General features: G+C 70.0%; 18 protein-coding genes. 10 read left to right on the top strand and 8 right to left on the bottom strand.

Annotated elements, in window-relative coordinates; all coding sequences use genetic code 11:
- The first annotated feature begins 51 nt into the window (after window positions 1-51).
- Both ACIPKM_RS17860 and ACIPKM_RS17855 read left to right on the top strand, forming a co-directional pair.
- Window positions 52-426: a helix-turn-helix transcriptional regulator gene (locus ACIPKM_RS17860; protein ID WP_071295666.1), complete on the top strand. Its 375-nt coding sequence runs from the start codon at window positions 52-54 to the stop codon at window positions 424-426.
- A complete protein-coding gene (locus tag ACIPKM_RS17855) occupies window positions 423-2,096 on the top strand; it encodes a methyltransferase (RefSeq protein WP_402737238.1) in 1,674 nt (557 codons plus the stop codon). Before ACIPKM_RS17860 ends, ACIPKM_RS17855 begins: the two co-directional genes overlap by 4 nt.
- A gap of 3 nt (window positions 2,097-2,099) precedes the next feature.
- Here the strand turns inward: ACIPKM_RS17855 and ACIPKM_RS17850 are convergent, their stop codons facing one another.
- Both ACIPKM_RS17850 and ACIPKM_RS17845 read right to left on the bottom strand, forming a co-directional pair.
- A complete protein-coding gene (locus ACIPKM_RS17850) occupies window positions 2,100-2,963 on the bottom strand; it encodes an NAD(P)-dependent oxidoreductase (protein WP_070419385.1) in 864 nt (287 codons plus the stop codon).
- 102 nt (window positions 2,964-3,065) lie between these two features.
- Window positions 3,066-3,656, bottom strand: coding sequence for a TetR/AcrR family transcriptional regulator (locus ACIPKM_RS17845; protein ID WP_083295193.1), 591 nt, complete (start codon window positions 3,654-3,656; stop codon window positions 3,066-3,068).
- A gap of 133 nt (window positions 3,657-3,789) precedes the next feature.
- Between ACIPKM_RS17845 and ACIPKM_RS17840 the strand changes: the two genes are divergently transcribed.
- A complete protein-coding gene (locus ACIPKM_RS17840; RefSeq protein ID WP_254790851.1) occupies window positions 3,790-5,058 on the top strand; it encodes an MFS transporter in 1,269 nt (422 codons plus the stop codon).
- Window positions 5,059-5,104: 46 nt separating this feature from the next.
- Window positions 5,105-7,564, top strand: a complete 2,460-nt coding sequence (locus ACIPKM_RS17835; RefSeq protein WP_254790853.1) for a glycoside hydrolase family 3 protein — start codon at window positions 5,105-5,107, stop codon at window positions 7,562-7,564.
- Window positions 7,565-7,983: 419 nt separating this feature from the next.
- On the opposite strand, the gene ACIPKM_RS17830 is transcribed toward ACIPKM_RS17835, so the two are convergent.
- Window positions 7,984-9,000, bottom strand: coding sequence for an LLM class flavin-dependent oxidoreductase (locus ACIPKM_RS17830; RefSeq protein ID WP_071295667.1), 1,017 nt, complete (start codon window positions 8,998-9,000; stop codon window positions 7,984-7,986).
- A 110-nt stretch (window positions 9,001-9,110) separates the two neighbouring features.
- Here ACIPKM_RS17830 and ACIPKM_RS17825 point away from each other — a divergent pair, with 110 nt between their 5' ends.
- Complete coding sequence (locus ACIPKM_RS17825) at window positions 9,111-11,699, top strand: RNA helicase (protein ID WP_071295668.1); 2,589 nt, start codon at window positions 9,111-9,113, stop codon at window positions 11,697-11,699.
- Window positions 11,699-12,232 carry a GNAT family N-acetyltransferase gene (locus ACIPKM_RS17820; RefSeq protein WP_071295669.1) on the top strand — a complete coding sequence of 178 codons (534 nt, stop codon included), beginning with the start codon at window positions 11,699-11,701 and terminating at the stop codon, window positions 12,230-12,232. The genes ACIPKM_RS17825 and ACIPKM_RS17820 overlap by 1 nt, the downstream gene beginning before the upstream one ends.
- Before the next feature lie 3 nt (window positions 12,233-12,235).
- Here the strand turns inward: ACIPKM_RS17820 and ACIPKM_RS17815 are convergent, their stop codons facing one another.
- Window positions 12,236-12,757 (bottom strand): ribonuclease H, encoded by a 522-nt coding sequence (locus tag ACIPKM_RS17815; protein ID WP_070417909.1) that lies wholly within the window; start codon window positions 12,755-12,757, stop codon window positions 12,236-12,238.
- A gap of 62 nt (window positions 12,758-12,819) precedes the next feature.
- A complete protein-coding gene (locus tag ACIPKM_RS17810) occupies window positions 12,820-13,647 on the bottom strand; it encodes a hypothetical protein (protein WP_139201936.1) in 828 nt (275 codons plus the stop codon).
- 203 nt (window positions 13,648-13,850) lie between these two features.
- On the opposite strand from ACIPKM_RS17810, the gene ACIPKM_RS17805 reads away from it, so the two are divergent.
- Entirely contained in the window at window positions 13,851-14,189 is a 339-nt protein-coding gene (locus ACIPKM_RS17805) for a hypothetical protein (protein WP_071295671.1), read from the top strand.
- Here ACIPKM_RS17805 and ACIPKM_RS17800 read toward each other — a convergent pair.
- The 3 genes from ACIPKM_RS17800 to ACIPKM_RS17790 form a co-directional block, all read right to left on the bottom strand.
- Window positions 14,186-14,761, bottom strand: a complete 576-nt coding sequence (locus ACIPKM_RS17800) for a hypothetical protein (RefSeq protein ID WP_071295672.1) — start codon at window positions 14,759-14,761, stop codon at window positions 14,186-14,188. The genes ACIPKM_RS17805 and ACIPKM_RS17800 overlap by 4 nt on opposite strands.
- A gap of 19 nt (window positions 14,762-14,780) precedes the next feature.
- Complete coding sequence (locus tag ACIPKM_RS17795; RefSeq protein WP_071295673.1) at window positions 14,781-15,599, bottom strand: aldo/keto reductase; 819 nt, start codon at window positions 15,597-15,599, stop codon at window positions 14,781-14,783.
- 120 nt (window positions 15,600-15,719) lie between these two features.
- Window positions 15,720-16,925 carry an MFS transporter gene (locus ACIPKM_RS17790; protein ID WP_070417915.1) on the bottom strand — a complete coding sequence of 402 codons (1,206 nt, stop codon included), beginning with the start codon at window positions 16,923-16,925 and terminating at the stop codon, window positions 15,720-15,722.
- 356 nt (window positions 16,926-17,281) lie between these two features.
- Between ACIPKM_RS17790 and nrdH the strand changes: the two genes are divergently transcribed.
- From nrdH to nrdE, 3 genes are all read left to right on the top strand, one after another.
- Complete coding sequence (gene nrdH, locus ACIPKM_RS17785) at window positions 17,282-17,515, top strand: glutaredoxin-like protein NrdH (RefSeq protein ID WP_022904483.1); 234 nt, start codon at window positions 17,282-17,284, stop codon at window positions 17,513-17,515.
- 108 nt (window positions 17,516-17,623) lie between these two features.
- Window positions 17,624-18,040 carry a class Ib ribonucleoside-diphosphate reductase assembly flavoprotein NrdI gene (gene nrdI / locus ACIPKM_RS17780; protein WP_022906556.1) on the top strand — a complete coding sequence of 139 codons (417 nt, stop codon included), beginning with the start codon at window positions 17,624-17,626 and terminating at the stop codon, window positions 18,038-18,040.
- Window positions 18,041-18,057: 17 nt separating this feature from the next.
- Window positions 18,058-20,163, top strand: a complete 2,106-nt coding sequence (gene nrdE, locus ACIPKM_RS17775) for a class 1b ribonucleoside-diphosphate reductase subunit alpha (protein WP_083295195.1) — start codon at window positions 18,058-18,060, stop codon at window positions 20,161-20,163.
- Window positions 20,164-20,259: the final 96 nt, after the last annotated feature.

Raw genomic sequence — 20,259 nt, 5'->3', positions numbered from 1 at the left:
GCTGTACGACGCAAGTCGTACTACGAGCGGAACGGTGGTAGCGTCCCGTCCATGCCCGCGACCGTGGATGCTCCCGAACACCTGCCGCAGCCGACCGTGGCCGAGATGGACCTGCCGGTCGTGATGGACGCCCTGAGCGACCCGATCCGGCTCGCGATCCTGCACCGCTACCTCGTCGACGCCGCCGGTGGCATCCGCAGCTGCGGCTGGGTCGGCATCGACCGGCCGAAGTCCACGCTGACCCACCACTTCCGCGTCCTGCGCGAGGCCGGGCTCCTCGAGCAGCACCAGGAGGGGCTCACCCGGTCGAGCCGCGTCCGCATCGAGGACGTCGAGCAGCGGTTCCCCGGGCTCCTCGACCTCGTGTTCGCGTGGGAGGTCCCCGCTGCGCTCATGCGCACGGACCTCGTCGAGGGCGCCGCGTGAACGCCTCCGCCGCCTCCGCCGACTCCGCCGCGTCTGCCCGGACCCCGCACACGCTCCCGACGATCGGTGCCGACGCCGCCGTCACCGACGCGCTGCGCCAGGACCTGACCGACGCCGGGTTCACGGTCGAGCGGGTCGACGCCCTGTGGGGCGCCGAGGCCGCCGCGTCGCTCCACCGCGGTTCGCGCGTCGCAGCGCTCCGGGCGCTCACCGCTCGCGACACGACACCACTCGGCACCCTCGCGACGCTCTTCGTGCTCGGGCTCCCGGTCCGTCGCGCCGACGCGGACGCCGCGTTCCCGTCCGCCGGCGTGCAGTCCGTCGAAGCGAGCGGTCTGGTCCGCGTCGACGCCGACTCCGTCGCCCCCGCGGTGGACCTCCGCCCCTACGCCTTCGTCGACGACCTCGGCGCCGGCAGCTGGTGGATCGTCTCGGACCTCGGCGAACTCGCACTCGGCACGGCCCTCGGTGAGGAGCACGTCCTCGGCATCGGCGGTGCCACCACGACGCTCTCCGGCCTGCAGGTCCCCGTGCCCGTCCGTCGCGTGCTCGACCTCGGCACCGGCTGTGGCATCCAGGCGATGCACGCCCGACGCTTCGCCGACGAGGTCGTCGCCACCGACATCTCGCGCCGGGCCCTCGACATCGCCCGGTTCAACGCACAGCTCAACGGCATCGACGGCATCGAGTTCCGCTTCGGCTCCCTGTTCGAACCGGTCGCGGGCGAGCGCTTCGACCGCATCGTCTCGAACCCGCCGTTCGTCATCACACCACGCAGCGAGGGCGTCCCCGCCTACGAGTACCGCGACGGCGGCATGGTCGGCGACGCCCTCGTCGAGACCGTCCTCACCGGACTCGGCGAGCACCTCGAACCCGGCGGGACCGCGCAGCTGCTCGGCAACTGGGAGTACCACTGGGGCACGGACGGCCTCGACCGCGTGCGGTCCTGGTTCGAGCGCGCAGACACCGACGGACTCGGGCTCGACGCCTGGGTCGTCGAGCGGGAACGGCAGGACCCGACCGCCTACGCCGAGACGTGGATCCGGGACGGCGGGACGAAGCCCGGGACGCCCGAGTTCGACCGGTTGGTCGGCGCGTGGCTCGACGACTTCGCCGACCGTCGGGTGACCGGCGTCGGCTTCGGGTACGTCGTGGTCCGGAAGCCCCGGCCGGGGCCCACGCGGGCCGGTTCCGACGCGTCGCGGAGCCTGCGGAGCGACGTGGCGGCCGAGCCCGTGGGGAGAGGCGCGGCGCACCTCCGCCGCTTCGAGCGCGTCCCCGAGACGCTCGGCTCCAACCCCGCGGGTCTCGGCGCGACGGTCGCGCGGGTCCTCGACGCGGCCGCGTGGCTCGCCGCGCACGACGACGTCGCGCTCGCCGCCGCCCACCTCGCGGTCGCCGGCGACGTCACCGAGGAGCGCTTCTACTGGCCGGGCAACGACGACCCGACCGTGATGACGCTCGTGCAGGGCGGCGGACTCGGACGCCGCGTGGACGCCGACACCGCGCTCGCCGCGTTCGTCGGGGCCTGCGACGGGGAGCTGTCGGTGGCGGCGATCGTCGGCGCCCTCGCGCAGATCACCGGGGTGGACGAGCAGGTGCTCGCCGCCGACCTGCTGCCGGCGGCGCGCGACCTGGTGCTCGACGGCCTGCTCGTCCCGGCCGCCTGACGATCAGGCGCGGTGGTCGCGCCAGCTGTGCTCGGGGGCGTAGCCGAGCAGCTCGCGGGCCTTCTCCGACGAGAGCAGCGAGCTGACGCCGTCGATGTCCGCGCGGCGCTCGATGTCCGGCACGTAGCGCTCGACGAGCTCGATCGTCGGGGTGTCCATGACGGTGTCCGGGCTCGCGATCACGAACGCCTCGAACCCGGTGAGCTCGGCCTCGAGGGCCTTGCGCACGGCCTGGGCACCGTCGCGGGAGTCGATGTACGACCAGAGGTTGAACGTCTTCGCCTCGGGGGTGGCGTCCCAGGGGAACGCGGGGTAGTCGGTCTCGTCCATCACGTTCGAGAACCGCAGACCGATCATCTTCAGCTCCGGGTCCCAGCGGGTGAAGTGGCGGGCCATCTCCTCCTCCACCGCCTTGCCGAGCGAGTACGACGACTGCGGGCGCACCGCGAACTCCTCGTCGACGGGCAGGTACGGCGGGTGGTGCTCACCCATCGGGATGCCGAGCAGGGTCTCGCTCGACGCCCACACCAGGTTCTTGATCTTCGCGGCACGAGCGGCGTGGAAGACGTTGATCGACGACGTCACGTTGTTCGTGATGAGCGCCACGTCGGGGACCTGTCCCGGAGCGGGGACCGCGGCGAGGTGCACCACGGCGTCGACGTGGTCGTACCGGTCGTCGACGCCGAGCAGGACGTTCAGCACCTGGCCGTGGTCGGTGAGGTCGGTGCGGACGAACTGCACCCGTTCGGGCTTGTCGGGGAAGGGCACGCGGTCGACCAGGACCACGTCGTACCCGTGCGCATCGAGGTCGCGGACCACCGCTCGCCCGAGCTTCCCACTGCCGCCGGTCACCACTACACGCGTCATCGCGTCACTCCACATCGTCGTCGGGTCGCCCTCGCGGGCTGGCTCCATCCTGCCCGGCGCGACCTGACCCGACCAGGCCCTGTCCGTACCCCGTTGCCCGGGTCAGGCGGTGGGGGCGACCTGGGCGATCGCGAGCCGTGCGACGAGCTCGACGTGCTGCGCCATGTCCCGCGACGGGTCGAACAGCCACTGGATCTGCATGCCGTCCGAGACCGCGAGCAGCACGCTCGTCAGTTCCTCGACGTCGACGTCGACGCGGAGCCGTCCGTCCTCCTGCATGGCGCGGAAGTCGGACGACAGGTCGCGGCGGCTGCGCTCGTAGCGCTCGCGGAAGTACTCGTGCGCCGGGTGCTCCGGGTCGGTCGCGGCCGCGGCGGAGAGGTTGACGAACATCTGCACGAGGCCGGGGACCTCGGCGTTGTGCCGCACGATGGCGGCGAGCAGCGCTGCCGGGTCCGGGGCGTGCCAGTCGTGCTGCAGGTCGATCTCGTCGCGGCGCCGCAGGATCTCGACCCAGAGCTCGTCCTTCGAGTCGAAGTAGTGCAGCAGCCCGGCCTGCGTCAGCCCGACGGCATCGGCGATGTCCTTGATGCTCGTGCGACGGAAGCCCTGCGACGCGACGAGGTCGAGCGCCGTCGTGAGGATCTCCTCGCGCTTCGCGATGCCCTTCGCGTACGAACCCCGTCGTGCCATGGCAGGACTGTACCGCTCTCGGCGACCGCCCAGAAAACCTAGCCCCGGTTGGTTTTGGTGTTACGGTGGCACGAGCCGCCGACGAAGGCGTGCGAGTCGCCGACGCAGGCGGCGTCCCCGAGAAGAGGTTGCAGTGGCCAACGATGCCCTGACCGTCAACGACACCCCGACCGCCGTCGCCCCCACGCGCGGCCGGGGCAATCCGCTCGTGTACACGCTCGGCATGCCGATCGCGATGCTCGGCCTGTACATCGCGCTGCTGCCGCCGGTGCTCGTCGCCATGGCGCTGAAGGTCGCCGAGATCGCGCCGGACAACCAGGCGGGCGTGCTCGGCCTGGCACTCGGTGTGGGCGCGTTCGCCGCGATGGTCGCCAACCCCCTTGCCGGTCGCTTCAGCGATCGGACTGCCGGGAGGCTCGGCATGCGTCGTCCGTGGATCATCGGTGGCACCGTGGTCGGCTTCGCGGGCCTCGTGGTCGTCGCGACGACCACCTCGACCGTCGTGCTGGTCCTCGCGTGGGGCCTCACGCAGATCGCCTACAACGCCACCATCGCGGCGCTGACCGCCGTCATGCCGGACCACGTCACGCGCTCCCAGCGCGGCCGGGTCGCGGCGCTGCTCGGGCTCTCCCAGAACCTCGCGCTCGTCGGCGGCACGTTCCTCGTGCAGCTCTTCTCGACCTCGGCGACGCAGATGATCATCCCCGGCGCGATCGGGTCGATCGTCGTCGTGCTCTACGCGCTCGTGTTCCGGGACCGCGTGCTCACCAACCGGCCGACGTCGAAGCTCAGCGTCGGGCAGGTCTTCGGGTCGTTCGTGTTCAACCCGGTGAAGCACCCGGACCTCGGCTGGGCCTGGCTGACCCGCTTCCTCATGGTCGCCGCGCAGTACACCGCGGTGAGCTACCTGACCTACTTCCTGCGCGACGACATCGGCGTCGAGTCCGAGCACGTCGCGAACGCGGTGTTCCAGGGCACGCTGTGGAACGTCGTGGGGATCGTCCTCACGTCGCTCGTCGCCGGGTGGCTGTCCGACAAGCTCGGCCGCCGCAAGCTCTTCGTCGCCGTGGCCGGTGTCGTCGGCGTGGTGGGACTCGTGCTCATCGCACTCGCGCCGTCGCTCGGCATGGTGCTCGTCGGGGAGTTCGTGATGGGCGCCGGCATGGGTGTCTTCTACGCCGTCGATCTCGCCCTCATCACCGACGTGCTCCCCTCCGACGAGGACAACGCGAAGGACCTCGGCGTGGTGAACATCGCGCAGGCCCTGCCACAGTCGATCGTCCCCGCCTCCGCCCCCGGCGTGATCGCCCTCACCGGCGGGTACAGCGGCTTCTTCATCACCGGCGCCGTCGTCGGACTGCTCGGCATCGCCTCGGTGTCCCGCATCCGCGGCGTGCGCTGACCACCTGTTCTGGCTCTGAACGAAAGGACCGACCACCGTGACTACCGTGGACGACGTGACAACTGCCTCCAGTACGGCCGAGCGCATCGAGGCGCTCGTCGGCCAGCTGACCACCGACGAGAAGGTGCAGCTCCTGACCGGGCGCGACTTCTGGACCACCTGGCCGATCGAGAAGATCGGGCTGCGCCGCATCCTCATGTCGGACGGCCCGTCGGGCGTCCGCGGTGAGGTCTGGGACGAGCGCGACCCGTCGCTGAACCTGCCGTCCGCGACGGCGCTGAGCGCCTCGTGGGACCGCGCGATCGCGAAGCGCTACGGCGCCGCAGCGGCCGTCGAGGCCCGCCGCAAGGGCGTCGACGTCGTCCTCGGCCCGACCATCAACCTGCACCGCTCGCCCCTCGGCGGCCGGCACTTCGAGGCGTTCAGCGAGGACCCGGTCCTGACCGGTGACTTGGCCGCGTCCTACGTCGACGGCGTGCAGGAGAACGGCGTGGCCGCGACCCCGAAGCACTACATCGCGAACGACTACGAGACCGACCGCTTCACCGCGTCGACCGAGGTCTCCGACCGTGCGCTGCGCGAGCTGTACCTGCTCGCGTTCGAGAAGGCCGTGACCGAGGCGCACGCCTGGGCGATCATGTCGTCGTACAACTCGATCAACGGCGTCACCGCGTCGGAGCACGACCTGCTCGAGACGCCGCTGAACTCCGAGTGGGGCTTCGACGGCATCGTCGTCTCGGACTGGACCGGTGTCCGCTCGGTCGACTCGGCGAAGGCGTCCCAGGACGTCGCGATGCCCGGGCCGAACCAGTGGTGGAGCGAGGGGCCGCTGCTCGCCGCCGTGCAGTCCGGCGACGTGCCGATCGAGGCGATCGACCGGAAGGTCCGCCGCATCCTCACCCTCGCCGCCCGCGTGGGCGCACTCGAGGGCTTCGAGCCCGTGGCCGCGCAGCCCGTGCACGTCGAGGACGGCGTCGCATTCGTCCGCGAGGCCGAGGCCGAGGGCACCGTCCTCGTCCGCAACACGGGCGTGCTGCCGCTCGACGCGCCCGCCGTCTCCCGCATCGCCGTGATCGGCCACAACGCCGACCAGGCCCGCACGCAGGGCGGTGGCTCGGCCACGGTCGTGCCGTCGCAGGTCGTCTCGCCGCTCGACGGGATCCGTTCGGCGTTCCCGGGTGCCGCGGTGGACTACGCGATCGGTGCCGTCGTGCAGGAGGGCATCGCGGAGTTCCCGCTGTCCACCATCACCAACCCCGGCACCGGCGAGCCCGGCGCCCGCGTCGCGTTCGTGCGCGACGGGACCGAGCTGTACGTCGAGGACCGCCGTGCCACCGCGCTGTTCTGGTTCGGCGGCGACGCCCCCACGCGCGACGCCGACCGGCTCGACATCACCACGACCTACACCGCGCCGTCCACCGGCACGGTCCGGATCGGCATCGGCGCAGCGGGTCGCTCGCGCATGTGGATCGACGGCGAGCTCGTGCTCGACGAGGACGTCCCGTTCGAGGGCGACCAGCTCGGCGCCGCGTTCCTCAACCCGCCGGCACGGTCGGTGCCCGTGTCGGTGACGGCCGGCCAGGACGTCGCGATCCGCATCGAGTACGACGTCATCCAGGACGAGACCCTCGGCGGCGTGCTCGCGTACCAGTTCGGCACCGAGCCGAGCGACGAGGACCCGTCGGTGCTGATCGACGCGGCCGTAGCCGCCGCACGTGGCGCCGACGTCGCCGTCGTCGTGGTCGGGACCAACTCGAAGGTCGAGTCCGAGGGCTACGACCGCTCCTCGCTCGCGCTCCCCGGTCACCAGGACGACCTGGTCCGTGCGGTCGCCGCGGCGAACCCGAACACCGTGGTCGTCGTGAACGCCGGCTCGCCGGTCGAGATGCCGTGGCGGAACGACGTCGCCGCGGTCCTGCTCACGTGGTTCGGCGGACAGGAGTACGGCAACGCGCTCGCCGACGTCCTCACCGGTGCTCGCGAGCCGGGCGGCCGTCTGCCCACCACCTGGCCGGTCGCGATGGCGGACGTGCCCGTGCTGGAGGTCACCCCGGTCGACGGCAAGGTGTCCTACGACGAGGGCGTGCACATCGGCTACCGGGCCTGGCTCCGCGCGGGCACCGAGCCGGCCTACCCGTTCGGCCACGGACTCGGCTACACGACCTGGACGATCGACGGCGTCACCGCGACGCCGACCGTTCGCGAGGGCGACGCGGTCATCGTCACCGCGACCGTCGCGAACACGGGCGATCGGGCCGGCAAGCACGTCGTGCAGGTCTACGCCTCGCGGGAGTCCTCGGCGGTCGACCGCCCGGTCCGCTGGCTCGTCGGCTTCGCGCCCGTGCGGCTCGACGCGGGGGAGTCCACCGAGGTCTCGATCGAGGTCCCGGCCCGGGCGTTCGCGCACTGGGACGGTGCATGGGCCCACGAGTCCGGCACCTTCACGCTGCACGTCGGCGCATCGGTGTCGGACGAATCCGGCACCGTGACGGTCCAATCCGCGTGAAGTCGTCCGGTTTCCGCGCTGACGCCGTGATCATTCAGTAACATCGATCTGCGCCAGGCGGCTGGTTACCGTCGGCGTGCGCACCGAGAACGGGGTCGCCATGCGTGCGACACGGTCTCCTGATCCGGCCGATGGAGCCCTGGTGGCCCTGGTGCGTCCAGAATGCGTCCCCGCGTCCGCGCGGGGACGCATTCGTTCGTTCCGGCAGATGCCAACCGGTTGACTTCTTCCCGCCTGGGAGAAACCAGTGAACGAACGTCACTTTTTCGGTCCATCAACCGCAATCCGGTGTGACAAACCACTCGGTAGGTGGAACGATGGGTGCACCATCCCGTGCGGATCAGGGACGAGATGGTCATCCGGTCGGGCTCCCGGGGGAACTCACCAACCCCCGGCGCGGGCCCGCCGGATGCCCCGCATCACTCCGCTCGGACGATGGGTGCCACGTCCTCGGCGACGATGCGCAGGATCCGCTCGTGCGACGCGGCGTCGCCGTTCGCGGGCAGGGTGATCACGAGTTCGTCGGTCGACCGCACGGCCGGGTCGGCGAGCAGCGCGTCGACGATGGCCGACGGCTCGCCGGAGACGACCTTGCTGAAGCGGAACGGCGGATTCCCCGAGAGCGGCCGCCCCTCGTCGTCCATGCCGCTCGCGTACCCGGTGAGGAACTCCTCGTGCACGGCGCGGTCGTGGTCGTCGAGCAGCGGGACCACGATCCGGCCGACGGCGACCTTCGGGGTGCGGTCGGGGTGCAGCTGGGCGAAGCGCTCGCGGTACGCGGCGATCTGGTCGGCCTGCGCCTGGGCGAACGGGGCACCGGTGTCCTCGGTGTTCAGGGTCGAACAGTGCAGCAGCAGGCCCTTCTCGGCGGTCCGCACCGCGGTGCCCATGCTGCCGCCGCCCCACCACACACGGTCGCGGAGTCCGGGACTGAGGGGCTGCAGCGTCAGGTCGGCGCCGGCCGGGATGCTCTCGTAGCCCGTACCGGCGGTGCCGAGCGGCTCGCCCTGCAGCACCTCGAGGAGGCGGGACGCGCGCGCCTCCGCCTCGTCGCGGAAGCTGCGGTCGGACGCGCCGAACACCGGGTCGAGGATCGGGCCGTAGCCCGCGATGCCGGTCGAGATGCCGAGCTGCACGCGGCCGTCGCTGAGGAGGTCGACGGTGCTGGCGTCCTCGGCGAGGCGGATCGGGTCCTCGTAGCGCATGCCGAGGACCGCGGTACCGAAGCCGATCGTGCTGGTCCGCTGGGCGGCTGCCGCGAAGAAGGTCATCGGGCTGGTCAGGAACGGCTCGAAGTGGCGCCCCCGGACCCAGCCGGTGCCGTACCCGAGCGACTCGGCGGTCTCGAAGAGCCGCAGGCCGTCCTCGAGGGCGGCGGCGGCGCCGGCCGTGCCGCCGTGGTTCGGGACGAAGGAGAGGAAGCCGAGTTCGCGCACGACGTGAGTCTATGCGGACGCATCCATGCGTGGCCCAGGAGGCGCGGTGCCGGCCCGCACCGCGCCTCCAGTCCGCCTCGTCGTCACCACCCACCTGGGAGGATGGTCCCATGACCGACGTCACCACCCAGCCCCCGCTCGTCGCCGCCCTGCCGGCGGCGGTCGACGGTGTCGTCGACCCGGACGCCGTGTACGAGGCGTTCGCGGCCTGGGCGGCCGAGGGCGGGCGCCCGCTCTACCCGGCGCAGGACGAAGCCGTGATCGAGCTCGTGTCCGGCGCCAACGTCGTGCTCTCGACGCCCACCGGCACCGGCAAGTCACTCGTGGCCGCGGGTGCGCACTTCGCCGCGCTCGCCGAGGGCAAGCGGAGCTACTACACGGCGCCGATCAAGGCACTCGTCTCCGAGAAGTTCTTCCAGCTCGTCGAGCTGTTCGGCGCCCAGAACGTCGGCATGGTCACGGGCGACTCGAGCGTCAACGCCGATGCCCCGATCGTGTGCTGCACGGCGGAGATCCTCGCGAACCTCGCGCTCCGGCAGGGACCGGATGCCGACGTCGACGTCGTCGTGATGGACGAGTTCCACTACTACGGCGACCCCGACCGCGGATGGGCGTGGCAGGTGCCGCTGCTCGTCCTCGAACGGGCGCAGTTCCTGCTCATGTCCGCGACGCTCGGCGACGTCACGACCATCGCGGACGACCTCTCGCGCCGGACCGGACGGCCCACCGCGCGGGTCACCGGGGTCTCGCGTCCGGTGCCGCTCGAGTACGAGTACGTGATGACGCCCGTGCAGGAGACGGTCGAACGGCTGCTCGAGGAGGGCAAGGCGCCGATCTACATCGTCCACTTCGCCCAGGCCGCCGCACTCGAACGGGCGCAGGCGCTCATGTCGGCGCGCGTCGCGTCACGCGAACGCCGAGACCAGATCGCCGAGGCCATCGCCGGGTTCCGCTTCAGCGCCGGGTTCGGGCAGACCCTGTCCCGACTCATCCGGGCGGGCATCGGCGTCCACCACGCCGGCATGCTGCCGAAGTACCGACGGCTCGTCGAGCAGCTCGCCCAGCGCGGGCTGTTGCCGGTGATCTGCGGCACCGACACCCTCGGTGTCGGCATCAACGTGCCGATCCGCTCGGTGCTGCTCACCGGGCTGACGAAGTTCGACGGCACGAAGATGCGGCAGCTGTCCGCTCGCGAGTTCCACCAGATCGCCGGTCGTGCCGGTCGTGCCGGGTACGACACCGAGGGCGACGTCGTGGCCGAGGCGCCGGAGCACGACATCGAGAACGCGCGGGCGGTCGCGAAGGCCGGTGACGACCCGAAGAAGAAGAACAAGATCAAGCGGAAGAAGGCACCGGACGGCTTCGTGTCGTGGGGCCAGGCGTCGTTCGAGCGGCTCATCGCGGCCGAGCCCGAGCCGATGGTCTCGCGGATGCGGATCACGCACGCGATGGTGCTCTCCGTCGTCGCGCGCGGCGGTTCGGCGTTCGAATCCGTCCGGTCGCTCGTCTTCGACAACCACGAGCCCCGGTCGCGGCAGCTCGCGATGGCCCGGCGGGCACTGACCATCGCGCGGACGCTCATCAACGCGCGGGTGATCGAGAAGGTCGACGGGGAGTACCGGCTGACCGTCGACATCGCGCCGAACTTCGCGCTCAACCAGCCGCTCTCGCCGTTCGCGCTCGCGGCGTTCGAGCTGCTCGATCCTTCGTCTCCCAGCTACGCGCTCGACATGGTCTCGATCGTCGAGGCCACCCTCGACGACCCGCGGGCGATCCTCTCGCAGCAGCAGTTCAAGGAGCGCGGCGAGGCTGTCGCCCGGATGAAGCAGGAGGGGATCGAGTACGACGAGCGGATGGAGCTGCTCGAGGAGGTCACGTGGCCCAAGCCGCTGGACGAGCTGCTGACGGCCGCCTACGAGGCCTACGCCGCCGAGCAGCCGTGGGTCCTCGACTTCGCGCTCTCGCCCAAGGCCGTCGTGCGTGACATGTACGAGCGGGCGATGACCTTCGGCGACTTCGTGCGGTTCTACCAGCTCACCCGCTCCGAGGGGCTCGTGCTCCGGTACCTCTCCGACGCGTACCGGACGATGCGGCAGACGATCGCCGACGAGCAGCGCACCCCCGAGCTCGACGACCTGATCGAGTGGCTCGGCGAGGTCGTCAAGCAGACCGACTCCTCGCTCGTCGACGAGTGGGAGGCCCTGCTGAACGGTGACGTCCTGCTCGCGTCGGAGGAACACGAGGAGATCGCGCCGCCGCAGCCCTCGCGGCTCACCGGGAACCCGCGGGCGTTCCGGGTGCTCGTCCGCAACGCGTTGTTCCAGCGGGTCCTGCTCGCCGCCGCCGACGACGTCGCCGGACTCGCGGCGCTGGACGGAGCGGCGGGCTTCGGCGAGGACGCGTGGGACGCCGTGCTCGAGGAGTACTTCGAGGCGCACGACGAGATCGGGACGGGTGCCGACGCCCGGTCCATGCAGTACCTGGTGCTCGACGAGGCCGGGGCCACCGGGGTGTCCGGTGCGGCGGGCTCGGCACGCGTCTGGCGTGCGCGGCAGATCTTCGCCGATCCCGCCGGTGACAAGGACTTCGGGTTCTCAGCCACGATCGACCTCGACGCGTCGGACGAGGCGGGTGAGGCCGTGGTGCGGGTCACCGAGATCGGTCGCTTCGACGGTTGGTCGGACGTGGACGTCGACTGATGCCCGTGGTGCGCGAGCTCGGCGGCTCCTCGGCCGACGGCGACGTCGGCGCGCTGCAGGACCTGCTCGAGTCGGTGCCGGACTACGCGTTGCGGATCACCGGGTACCCGCCGGGGCCGTCCGACGGGCTGAGCGCGCTGCTGTCGGTGCCGGACGGGTTCGATCCGGCGGGGAAGGTCGGGCTCGGGCTGTGGGAGGGGGAGCGGCTCGTGGCGTTCGCGGACGTGTTGCTCGGGTACCCGTCGCCCGCCGTCGCGTACATCGGGCTGCTGGTCGTCCGAGGGGGCGAGCAGGGTCGGGGGCTCGGGCGGGCGATGCACGACGCGGTCGTCGGGCGGGTCCGGGCGGCGTCGGGGCGCTCGGGCGTGGAACGATTGCGCCTCGGGATCGTCGCGTCGAACGCGTCGGTGGCGGAGCCGTTCTGGCGGGCGCTCGGGTACGAGCCGACGGGGGAGGAGAAGCCGTACCGGTACGACCACCTCGTCAGCACGGTCGCGCTCTGGGAGCGGCCGCTCTCGGACCGGCCGCTCTGACGGTCAGAACAGGGTCGCGGGCGGAGTCGCCTCGGGCAGCGCGGCCGGCTCGGTGACCTCGACCCCTGGCCACCCCGGGCCGTGCGGCACCTCGGTGCCCTGCTGGTAGGCGGTCGCAGCACCGCGGGCGCGGACGTCCGCCGCCTCGTTCATCTCGTGCCCGACGTGGCCACGGACCCACTCGAAGGTGACCTTGCGCCCCTGCAGCTCGGCGTCGAGCTCCTTGATGATCTCGACGTTCAGCACGGGCTTGCCGTCGGCCTTCCGCCAGCCCTTCCGCTTCCAGCCCGCGAGCCACTCGGTGCACGCCTTGATCGCGTACTGGCTGTCGCAGAGGATGTGCAGCGGCTCGCCGGTGTCCTTCGTGGCGCGGAGCAGCTGGAGGACGGCGGTCAGCTCGCCCTGGTTGTTGGTGGCGTTCGGCCACCCACCGGCGGCCCAGCGGTCGTCATCGACGTACCAGGCCCAGCCGGCCGGGCCGGGGTTGCCGAGGGCTGAGCCGTCTGCTGCGGCGACGATCGTCACGGTGGGACCTCCTGCGTGTGGCGAGTGCTGGTCAACCGTAACGGACCGGACCGACCCCGGCGTCAGCGGTTCGCGGGGGAGATGTTGAGGGTGGCGTCCTCGTTGAGCCACTTGTCGCCGCGGAGCTCGAGGTAGGGGTTCATCCACTCGAACTGCGCCGGGGTGACGCCGAAGCGCTTCGACACCGTGGTGAGGTCGTCGCCGTGCGACACCATGTACCAGGTGGGCGTGCCGTCGACGTCCTTCACGTACCCGTACGCACCCGGGCGGGCCTTCCCCACGGTCACGCGCAGGTCCGGGTAGGGATTCGGGATCTTCCACGTCAGCGTGCCGACCGCGAGCACCGAGCCGACCCACGGGCGGTCCGCGTCACTGCTGCCGTCGTCGGACGACATCGGCACCAGGACGGCGCTCGCGAGGTAGTCGGGCCGTGCGCCGGCGTCGAGCGTGTACGAGTCGGGCGGTCCGGATGCGCGGTCCCACTGCACGAACCCGCGGGCGACCGCGTCGTAGCCGTCCTGGAACCCGGCGACGCGGTGGCGGAACTGGATCGACATCGGCTGCGGGTTCGTCGTCCGGTAGTCCGAGAGGTGCACCGTGAACACACCGTCGGCATCGGCCGTGACCCGCACGTGGATCGACGTGTCCCCGGTCTTCGACACGACGTCGGTCTCGGCGGCGACCGTCCCGGCGGGGAGGACCTGCTCGGGGGTCGGGGAGGCGGAGGGCGTCGGTAACTCGGTGGCGTCCGGTCCCTGCACGGCCAGCCGGGTCGGACTCGGCACCGGATCGGGTCCGCTGAACACCGAGCAGCCGGTCAGTCCGATGGCTGCGACCGCCGCCAGCAGCACCACCGCAGTCGTCCGTCCCCTCGTCACCGCTCGTCGCATGATCCCCCTCGTCCCCGGCCGGCGTCGGATCTCGCCTGGCCCGCGGCGATCGTAGCGTGGGGTCGGGGCGCGTTCCGGGCTCGTGACCGGATCGGTACCGATGCTGCGGGATCGAGCGGTCGCCCTCGGGCGGACCACCGGTCGGGTGCGTCGATCGGACTGCCGGGGACGTCGCTCGGGCAGCGAGGCCTACGGTCGGCGCCATGAGCGACAGCATCCCCGACGTCCCGGGCCCCGAGCACTCCGACGACCACGCACGCACCGACGCCCTGCGCGAGGCCGCACACCACGAGGGCGCGGACGGGGTCGGGGAGCGCGAGCAGCGCGCGGCCGACACCTCGTACAGCCCGTCGAGCGAGCGGGAGACCGAGGCCTCGCAGACGTCGCAGCGTGATCGCGCCGACCTCGAGGCGGACGGCATCGACCCCTCGCGGATCGTCGCCGCTCCGGGCACGGGTGGTGCCGACGACGCGGGCGACGTCGAGCCGGAGCCCGGCGACCTGCACCTGCCGTGGCAGTCCGAGGAGGACCGCCGGGGCTAGCTCGCCACCCGGTCGAGTTCGCGGACGAGCTCCTCACCGTCGCGGACGTCCCAGAACGCGAACCGCTGCGGGCCGAAGGCGAACGCGTCGAGACCCGTGTTCGCGTAGAGGCGTGCCGCTCCGGAACCGCTGACGAACGCCGGGAGCCCGGACGGCTGGCCGGTGTTCCACTCCACCGAGCAGTGCCGACGGTCCTTGCTCCACGTGATGGTCCGGTTGGTGCGGCCCACCGAGACCTCACGCGAGCCGCGGGGTGTGATGACGAGCGCTCGGCGAGACGTCACCGCGTACACCGTGGTGCGCTTCCGGTGACCCTTCAGCAGGAAACGGCCGAAGACGAAGAACAGGCCGAGCAGGATGAAGACGCCCCCGAAGACGAGGAAGAACGTCGGCGCGCCGGACGTCGCGGCGGTGACCTCCCAGTACACGGCGAACCCGCACCAGAGCACCGAGAAGGGCACCAGGAACACGTCCTGTCCGGCGAACAGCTTCGCCGGATCGCTCGTCCCCGCCCAGTACAGGTGCTCGTCCGGCTGGAGGTGTTCACGCGCGGTCTGTTGAGGATCGTTCACCCCGAAGAACCTACGCGCGTCAGGACACCGAGTCCGGGTGGGACCCCGTGCGCTGCCCCGACTCGAGCGACGCGATCGCCGCGAGGTCGTCGTCGCTCAGCACGAACCCGTCGACGTCGAGGTTCGACCGGATCCGCGACGGCGTCACCGACTTCGGCAGCACCACCACCCCCTGCTGCACGTTCCACCGCACGAGCACCTGCGCCACGCTCACCCCGTGGGCGTCCGCGATGCCGGTGAGCACCGGCTCGTCGATGAGCCGCCCGCGTCCGAGCGGCGACCAGGCCTCGGTCACGATCCCGTGCTGCGCGTGGAATGCCGTGAGCTCACGCTGCGGCAGCCACGGGTGCCGCTCGACCTGGTTCACCGCCGGGACCTCGCCCGTCTCGTCGATGAGCCGTTCGAGGTGCGGCACCTGGAAGTTCGACACCCCGACGCTGCGCGCGCGCCCCGACTCGCGCAGCTCGACGAGGGCGCGCCAGGTGTCGACGTAGCGGTCGTTCGCCGCGGCCGGCCAGTGGATCAGGTAGAGGTCGACGGTGTCGAGCCCGAGTCGCTCGAGGCTCGCGTCGAACGCCCGCAGGGTCGCGTCGCGCCCCTGGTGGTCGTTCCACACCTTGGTCGTCACGAAGACGTCGTCACGGTCGAGCCCGGAGGCGCGGATCGCCTTCCCGACGCCGGTCTCGTTGCCGTACATCTCGGCGGTGTCGACGTGCCGGTAGCCGGCGTCGAGCGCGAGACCGACCGCCGTCTCGGCCTCGGTGTCGTCGACCTTGTAGACGCCGAAGCCGATGGCGGGGATCGATGCGCCGTCGCGGAGGGGGACTGAGGTGACCATGCACCCATCCTGCCGATCGTGGCGGGGTGCGCCGTGCCTCCAGGCTGGGTGTCGCACCACGTCATCGACGTGACACGTGTCGATCGACGCGCGGGACGTCGAAACACGCGTGTTTCGCGCCTAGGTGGGGATGTTCACCGGCTCCGTGTCGGGGATGGGGCTCGCGTCGCGCCCGCGCAGGTCGGGCAGCCAGCGCCTCGTGACGAGCGGCAGGACGACGCCCACCGCGGCCATCACGGCGCCGACCATCATCCCGCCGGTCGCCCCCTGACTGTCGATGAGGAAGCCGGCGACCGCGGAACCGCCCGCTGCACCGATGAGCTGGCCGGTGCCCATCCAGCCGTACGCCTCGGCCGTGTCGGAGAACTTCACCGTCGCCGAGACCGAGCCGAACATGACCGCGAGGGCCGGAGCGATGCCGGCGCCGGCGATGACCAGGGCGAGGCAGAGCCACCAGAAGTTCGTGCCGCCCACGGCCAGGGCGAGTCCGACGAACACGATCGACATGCGCGTCCACAGGGTGTTGCGAGAGATCGGCAGGTGGCCCAGCGTGAGGCCGCCGATGAGCGACCCGACCGCGAACACGGCGAGGACGATGCCGGCGTTCGGGCTGCCCTCGCCGAAGACGCTCGTGACGCTCGCCTCGACCGCGGCGCAGGCCCCGATGAGGAGGAGGCCGGTGAGGGTGGCGACGACGACCGACGGCCGCTTCAGGACGACGCCGAACGCACGCTTCGACCGCGGGATGCGGACCCGGCCGAGCTCGGGGGAGGCGATGAACCACGTGCCGCCGACCACCAGGAACACCATCGCGACGACGATCGCCTGGACCGTGCCGATCTGCGTCGCGACGAACGTCGTGATGACCGGGCCGGCGACCCAGATGAGCTCCTGCGCGCTCGCGTCGAGGGAGAAGAGGGGCGTGAGCTGCGACGAGGTCACCATCTTGGGGTAGATGGTGCGCACCGCCGGCTGCACGGGCGGGACGGCGAGGCCGCCCAGGAACCCGACGACCACGTAGGCCCACAGCGGCATGACGAAGAACGCGATGACGGCCATGCTCACGAGCGCGACGAGGCTCGTGAGGATGAGCACCGGCCGCATGCCCCAGCTGCCCATCCAGCGGCTGGTGAGCGGACCCGCGATCGCCTGCCCGATGCTCGTCGTCGCGAGCACGAGACCGGCGGCGCCGTACGAGTCGAAGACGTGCTCGACGTGCAGTAGGTAGGCCAGCGACAGCATGCCGAAGGGGAACCGTGCGGTGAGCTGCGCGGCGATGACGCGACCCACGCCGGGAGTCTTGAGGAGGGGGCCGTACGTGCTCACGAGACGAGTGTACGGACCGGACGGATGGCCCTGTCACCCGTCCGGGGGAGGTGTGGACGGCGAGCTGCCCGCGACACGCCGACACGCTGATTCCACACATGTGGATCGACGCTGTCCACGGGTGTGGGGAAGTGTCGGTGGTCCGCTGGAGAATGGCGGAATCACGGGCCTCTCCGAGCTGTTCACACTGTGGAGGAGCTTGTGGAGAACTACACGGCTGTAACACTTCCTCTTGTGGTCGGTGACTCCGCCAGCCACTAGATGTAGTGTGGAGGCATCGCAGCGGCCCCTCCCGGAACCTGCTGCACACAGGCATCAAGACAACCACCACAGCAACAGCAGAACCAGGGGAGATCATGGCCGTCACCGTCTACACCAAGCCGTCCTGCGTCCAGTGCACCGCGACGTACCGGGCGCTCGACAACAAGGGCATCCAGTACGAAGTGCACGACGTCTCCACCGACGAAGCCGCGCTCGAGCACGTGAAGAGCCTCGGCTACCTGCAGGCGCCCGTCGTCGTCACGGACGACGACCACTGGTCGGGCTTCCGTCCCGACAAGATCGCGACGCTCAGCGCCGAACTCGCGTAGTTCGACCCACGTCCGCGGGTGGTGACCCGAGCTCGTTCAGGAGGCTCGGATCACCACCGCAGGACACCCACGGTCCGTCTGTCCGCACCTTCTCATCGGAGGGGCACCATGAGCCGACTGGTCTACTTCTCGAGCGTGTCCGGGTACACCGCACGCTTCGTCGAGAAGCTCGGCCGTGACGCGGACCGGATCCCGCTCTACCCGAACGACCCGTTCCTCCACGTGGACGAGCCGTACGTGTTGGTGCTGCCCACCTACGGTGGCGGCAACGGGCAGGGAGCGGTCCCCAAGCAGGTCATCAAGTTCCTCAACGACGAACGCAACCGCTCGCTCATCCGCGGCGTGATCGTCGGGGGCAACACGAACTTCGGCGAGGCCTACGGCCTTGCGGGGGACGTCATCGCACGCAAGTGCAACGTCCCCGTCCTCTACAGATTCGAACTCTTCGGGACTCCTGACGACGTGTCAGCGGTCAACACAGGATTGGATGCATTTTGGACGCAGCAGTTGCAGACGTCGATCTGACGTCGCCGCAGACGGGGATGGACTACCACTCCCTCAACGCGATGCTCAACCTCTACGACGCGGACGGGAACATCCAGTTCGACAAGGACCGTGAAGCCGCGAAGCAGTTCTTCCTGCAGCACGTCAACCAGAACACCGTCTTCTTCCACAACCTGAAGGAGCGGCTCGACTACCTGGTCGAGAACGAGTACTACGAGCGCGAGACGATCGACATGTACTCGCTGGACTTCATCCAGAAGCTCAACGACCTGGCCTACTCGAAGAAGTTCCGGTTCCAGACGTTCCTCGGTGCGTTCAAGTACTACACGAGCTACACGCTCAAGACGTTCGACGGCAAGCGCTATCTCGAGCGCTTCGAGGACCGCGTGGTGATGACCGCCCTCGGCCTTGCACAGGGCAACGAGCAGCTCGCGATCGACCTCGTGGAAGAGATCATCGCCGGCCGCTTCCAGCCCGCGACCCCGACGTTCCTCAACACCGCGAAGGCCCAGCGCGGCGAGCTCGTCTCCTGCTTCCTCCTCCGCATCGAGGACAACATGGAGTCGATCTCGCGCGGCATCAACTCCTCGCTGCAGCTCTCGAAGCGCGGCGGCGGCGTGGCCCTGCTCCTCTCCAACATCCGCGAGGCCGGCGCTCCGATCAAGCAGATCGAGAACCAGTCCTCGGGCATCATCCCCGTGATGAAGCTGCTGGAAGACTCCTTCTCCTACGCGAACCAGCTCGGTGCGCGTCAGGGTGCCGGCGCGGTCTACCTCAGCGCCCACCACCCGGACATCATGCGGTTCCTCGACACCAAGCGTGAGAACGCCGACGAGAAGATCCGCATCAAGACGCTGTCCCTCGGCGTCGTCGTGCCGGACATCACGTTCGAGCTCGCGAAGAACAACGAGGACATGTACCTCTTCTCGCCGTACGACGTCGAGAAGGTCTACGGCATCCCGTTCGGCGACGTCCCGATCTCCGAGAAGTACCGCGAGATGGTCGACGACTCGCGCATCAAGAAGACGAAGATCAAGGCGCGCGACTTCTTCACCACGATCGCCGAGATCCAGTTCGAGTCGGGCTACCCGTACATCGTGTTCGAGGACACGGTGAACAAGGCCAACCCGATCAAGGGTCGGATCAACATGTCCAACCTGTGCTCTGAGATCCTGCAGGTCAACACCCCGACCACGTTCAACGAGGACCTCTCGTACAACGAGATCGGCAAGGACATCTCCTGCAACCTCGGCTCGCTGAACATCGCGCTGACGATGGACTCGCCGGACTTCGGTCGCACCATCGAGACCGCCATCCGCGGCCTCACCTCGGTGTCGCAGATGTCGCACATCACGTCGGTCCGCTCCGTCGAGGACGGCAACGACAAGTCGCACGCCATCGGCCTCGGCCAGATGAACCTGCACGGCTACCTCGCTCGTGAGCGCGTGTACTACGGCTCCGAAGAGGGCATCGACTTCACGAACATCTACTTCTACACGGTGCTGTTCCACGCCCTTCGTGCGTCGAACAAGATCGCGATCGAGACCGGCGAGACCTTCGACGGATTCCGCGACTCGAAGTACGCGTCGGGCGAGTTCTTCGACAAGTACACCGACCAGGCGTGGACCCCCGCGACCGCTCGCGTTGCCTCGCTCTTCGACAACGCGAACATCACGATCCCGACGCAGGACGACTGGAAGGCGCTGAAGGCGTCCATCCAGGAGCACGGCATCTACAACCAGAACCTGCAGGCCGTCCCGCCGACAGGTTCGATCTCGTACATCAACCACTCGACGTCGTCGATCCACCCGATCGCGTCGAAGATCGAGATCCGCAAGGAAGGCAAGCTCGGTCGCGTCTACTACCCGGCGCCGTTCATGACGAACGACAACCTGGACTACTACCAGGACGCGTACGAGATCGGTGCCGAGAAGATCATCGACACGTACGCCGCGGCGACGCAGCACGTGGACCAGGGCCTGTCCCTGACGCTGTTCTTCAAGGACACCGCCACCACGCGTGACATCAACAAGGCGCAGATCTACGCATGGCGCAAGGGCATCAAGACGATCTACTACATCCGTCTCCGCCAGCTCGCGCTCGAGGGCACCGAGGTCGAGGGCTGCGTGTCCTGCATGCTCTGATCGCTCGCGCGATCATCTTTGGACTGGAGGCGCGGGGCGGCCCCGCACCGCGCCTCCAGTCCGTCACTTAGTCACCATCTCTTGAAGGAAACGTGC

Origin of the sequence: Curtobacterium sp. NPDC086286, from assembly GCF_044746255.1 — a bacterium.
GTDB lineage: Bacteria > Actinomycetota > Actinomycetes > Actinomycetales > Microbacteriaceae > Curtobacterium.
The sequence above is the reverse complement of the archived record's forward strand: the minus strand, read 5'-3'. Positions and strand labels throughout refer to the sequence as shown.

Coding starts and splice junctions, on each gene's coding strand:
- ACIPKM_RS17825 (WP_071295668.1), top strand. CDS start 9,111: ATGACCGACGTCACCACCCAGCCCCCGCTCGTCGCCGCCCTGCCGGCG.
- ACIPKM_RS17850 (WP_070419385.1), bottom strand. CDS start 2,963: ATGACGCGTGTAGTGGTGACCGGCGGCAGTGGGAAGCTCGGGCGAGCG.
- nrdH (WP_022904483.1), top strand. CDS start 17,282: ATGGCCGTCACCGTCTACACCAAGCCGTCCTGCGTCCAGTGCACCGCG.
- ACIPKM_RS17805 (WP_071295671.1), top strand. CDS start 13,851: ATGAGCGACAGCATCCCCGACGTCCCGGGCCCCGAGCACTCCGACGAC.
- ACIPKM_RS17810 (WP_139201936.1), bottom strand. CDS start 13,647: ATGCGACGAGCGGTGACGAGGGGACGGACGACTGCGGTGGTGCTGCTG.
- nrdI (WP_022906556.1), top strand. CDS start 17,624: ATGAGCCGACTGGTCTACTTCTCGAGCGTGTCCGGGTACACCGCACGC.
- nrdE (WP_083295195.1), top strand. CDS start 18,058: ATGGACTACCACTCCCTCAACGCGATGCTCAACCTCTACGACGCGGAC.
- ACIPKM_RS17845 (WP_083295193.1), bottom strand. CDS start 3,656: ATGGCACGACGGGGTTCGTACGCGAAGGGCATCGCGAAGCGCGAGGAG.
- ACIPKM_RS17795 (WP_071295673.1), bottom strand. CDS start 15,599: ATGGTCACCTCAGTCCCCCTCCGCGACGGCGCATCGATCCCCGCCATC.
- ACIPKM_RS17820 (WP_071295669.1), top strand. CDS start 11,699: ATGCCCGTGGTGCGCGAGCTCGGCGGCTCCTCGGCCGACGGCGACGTC.
- ACIPKM_RS17860 (WP_071295666.1), top strand. CDS start 52: ATGCCCGCGACCGTGGATGCTCCCGAACACCTGCCGCAGCCGACCGTG.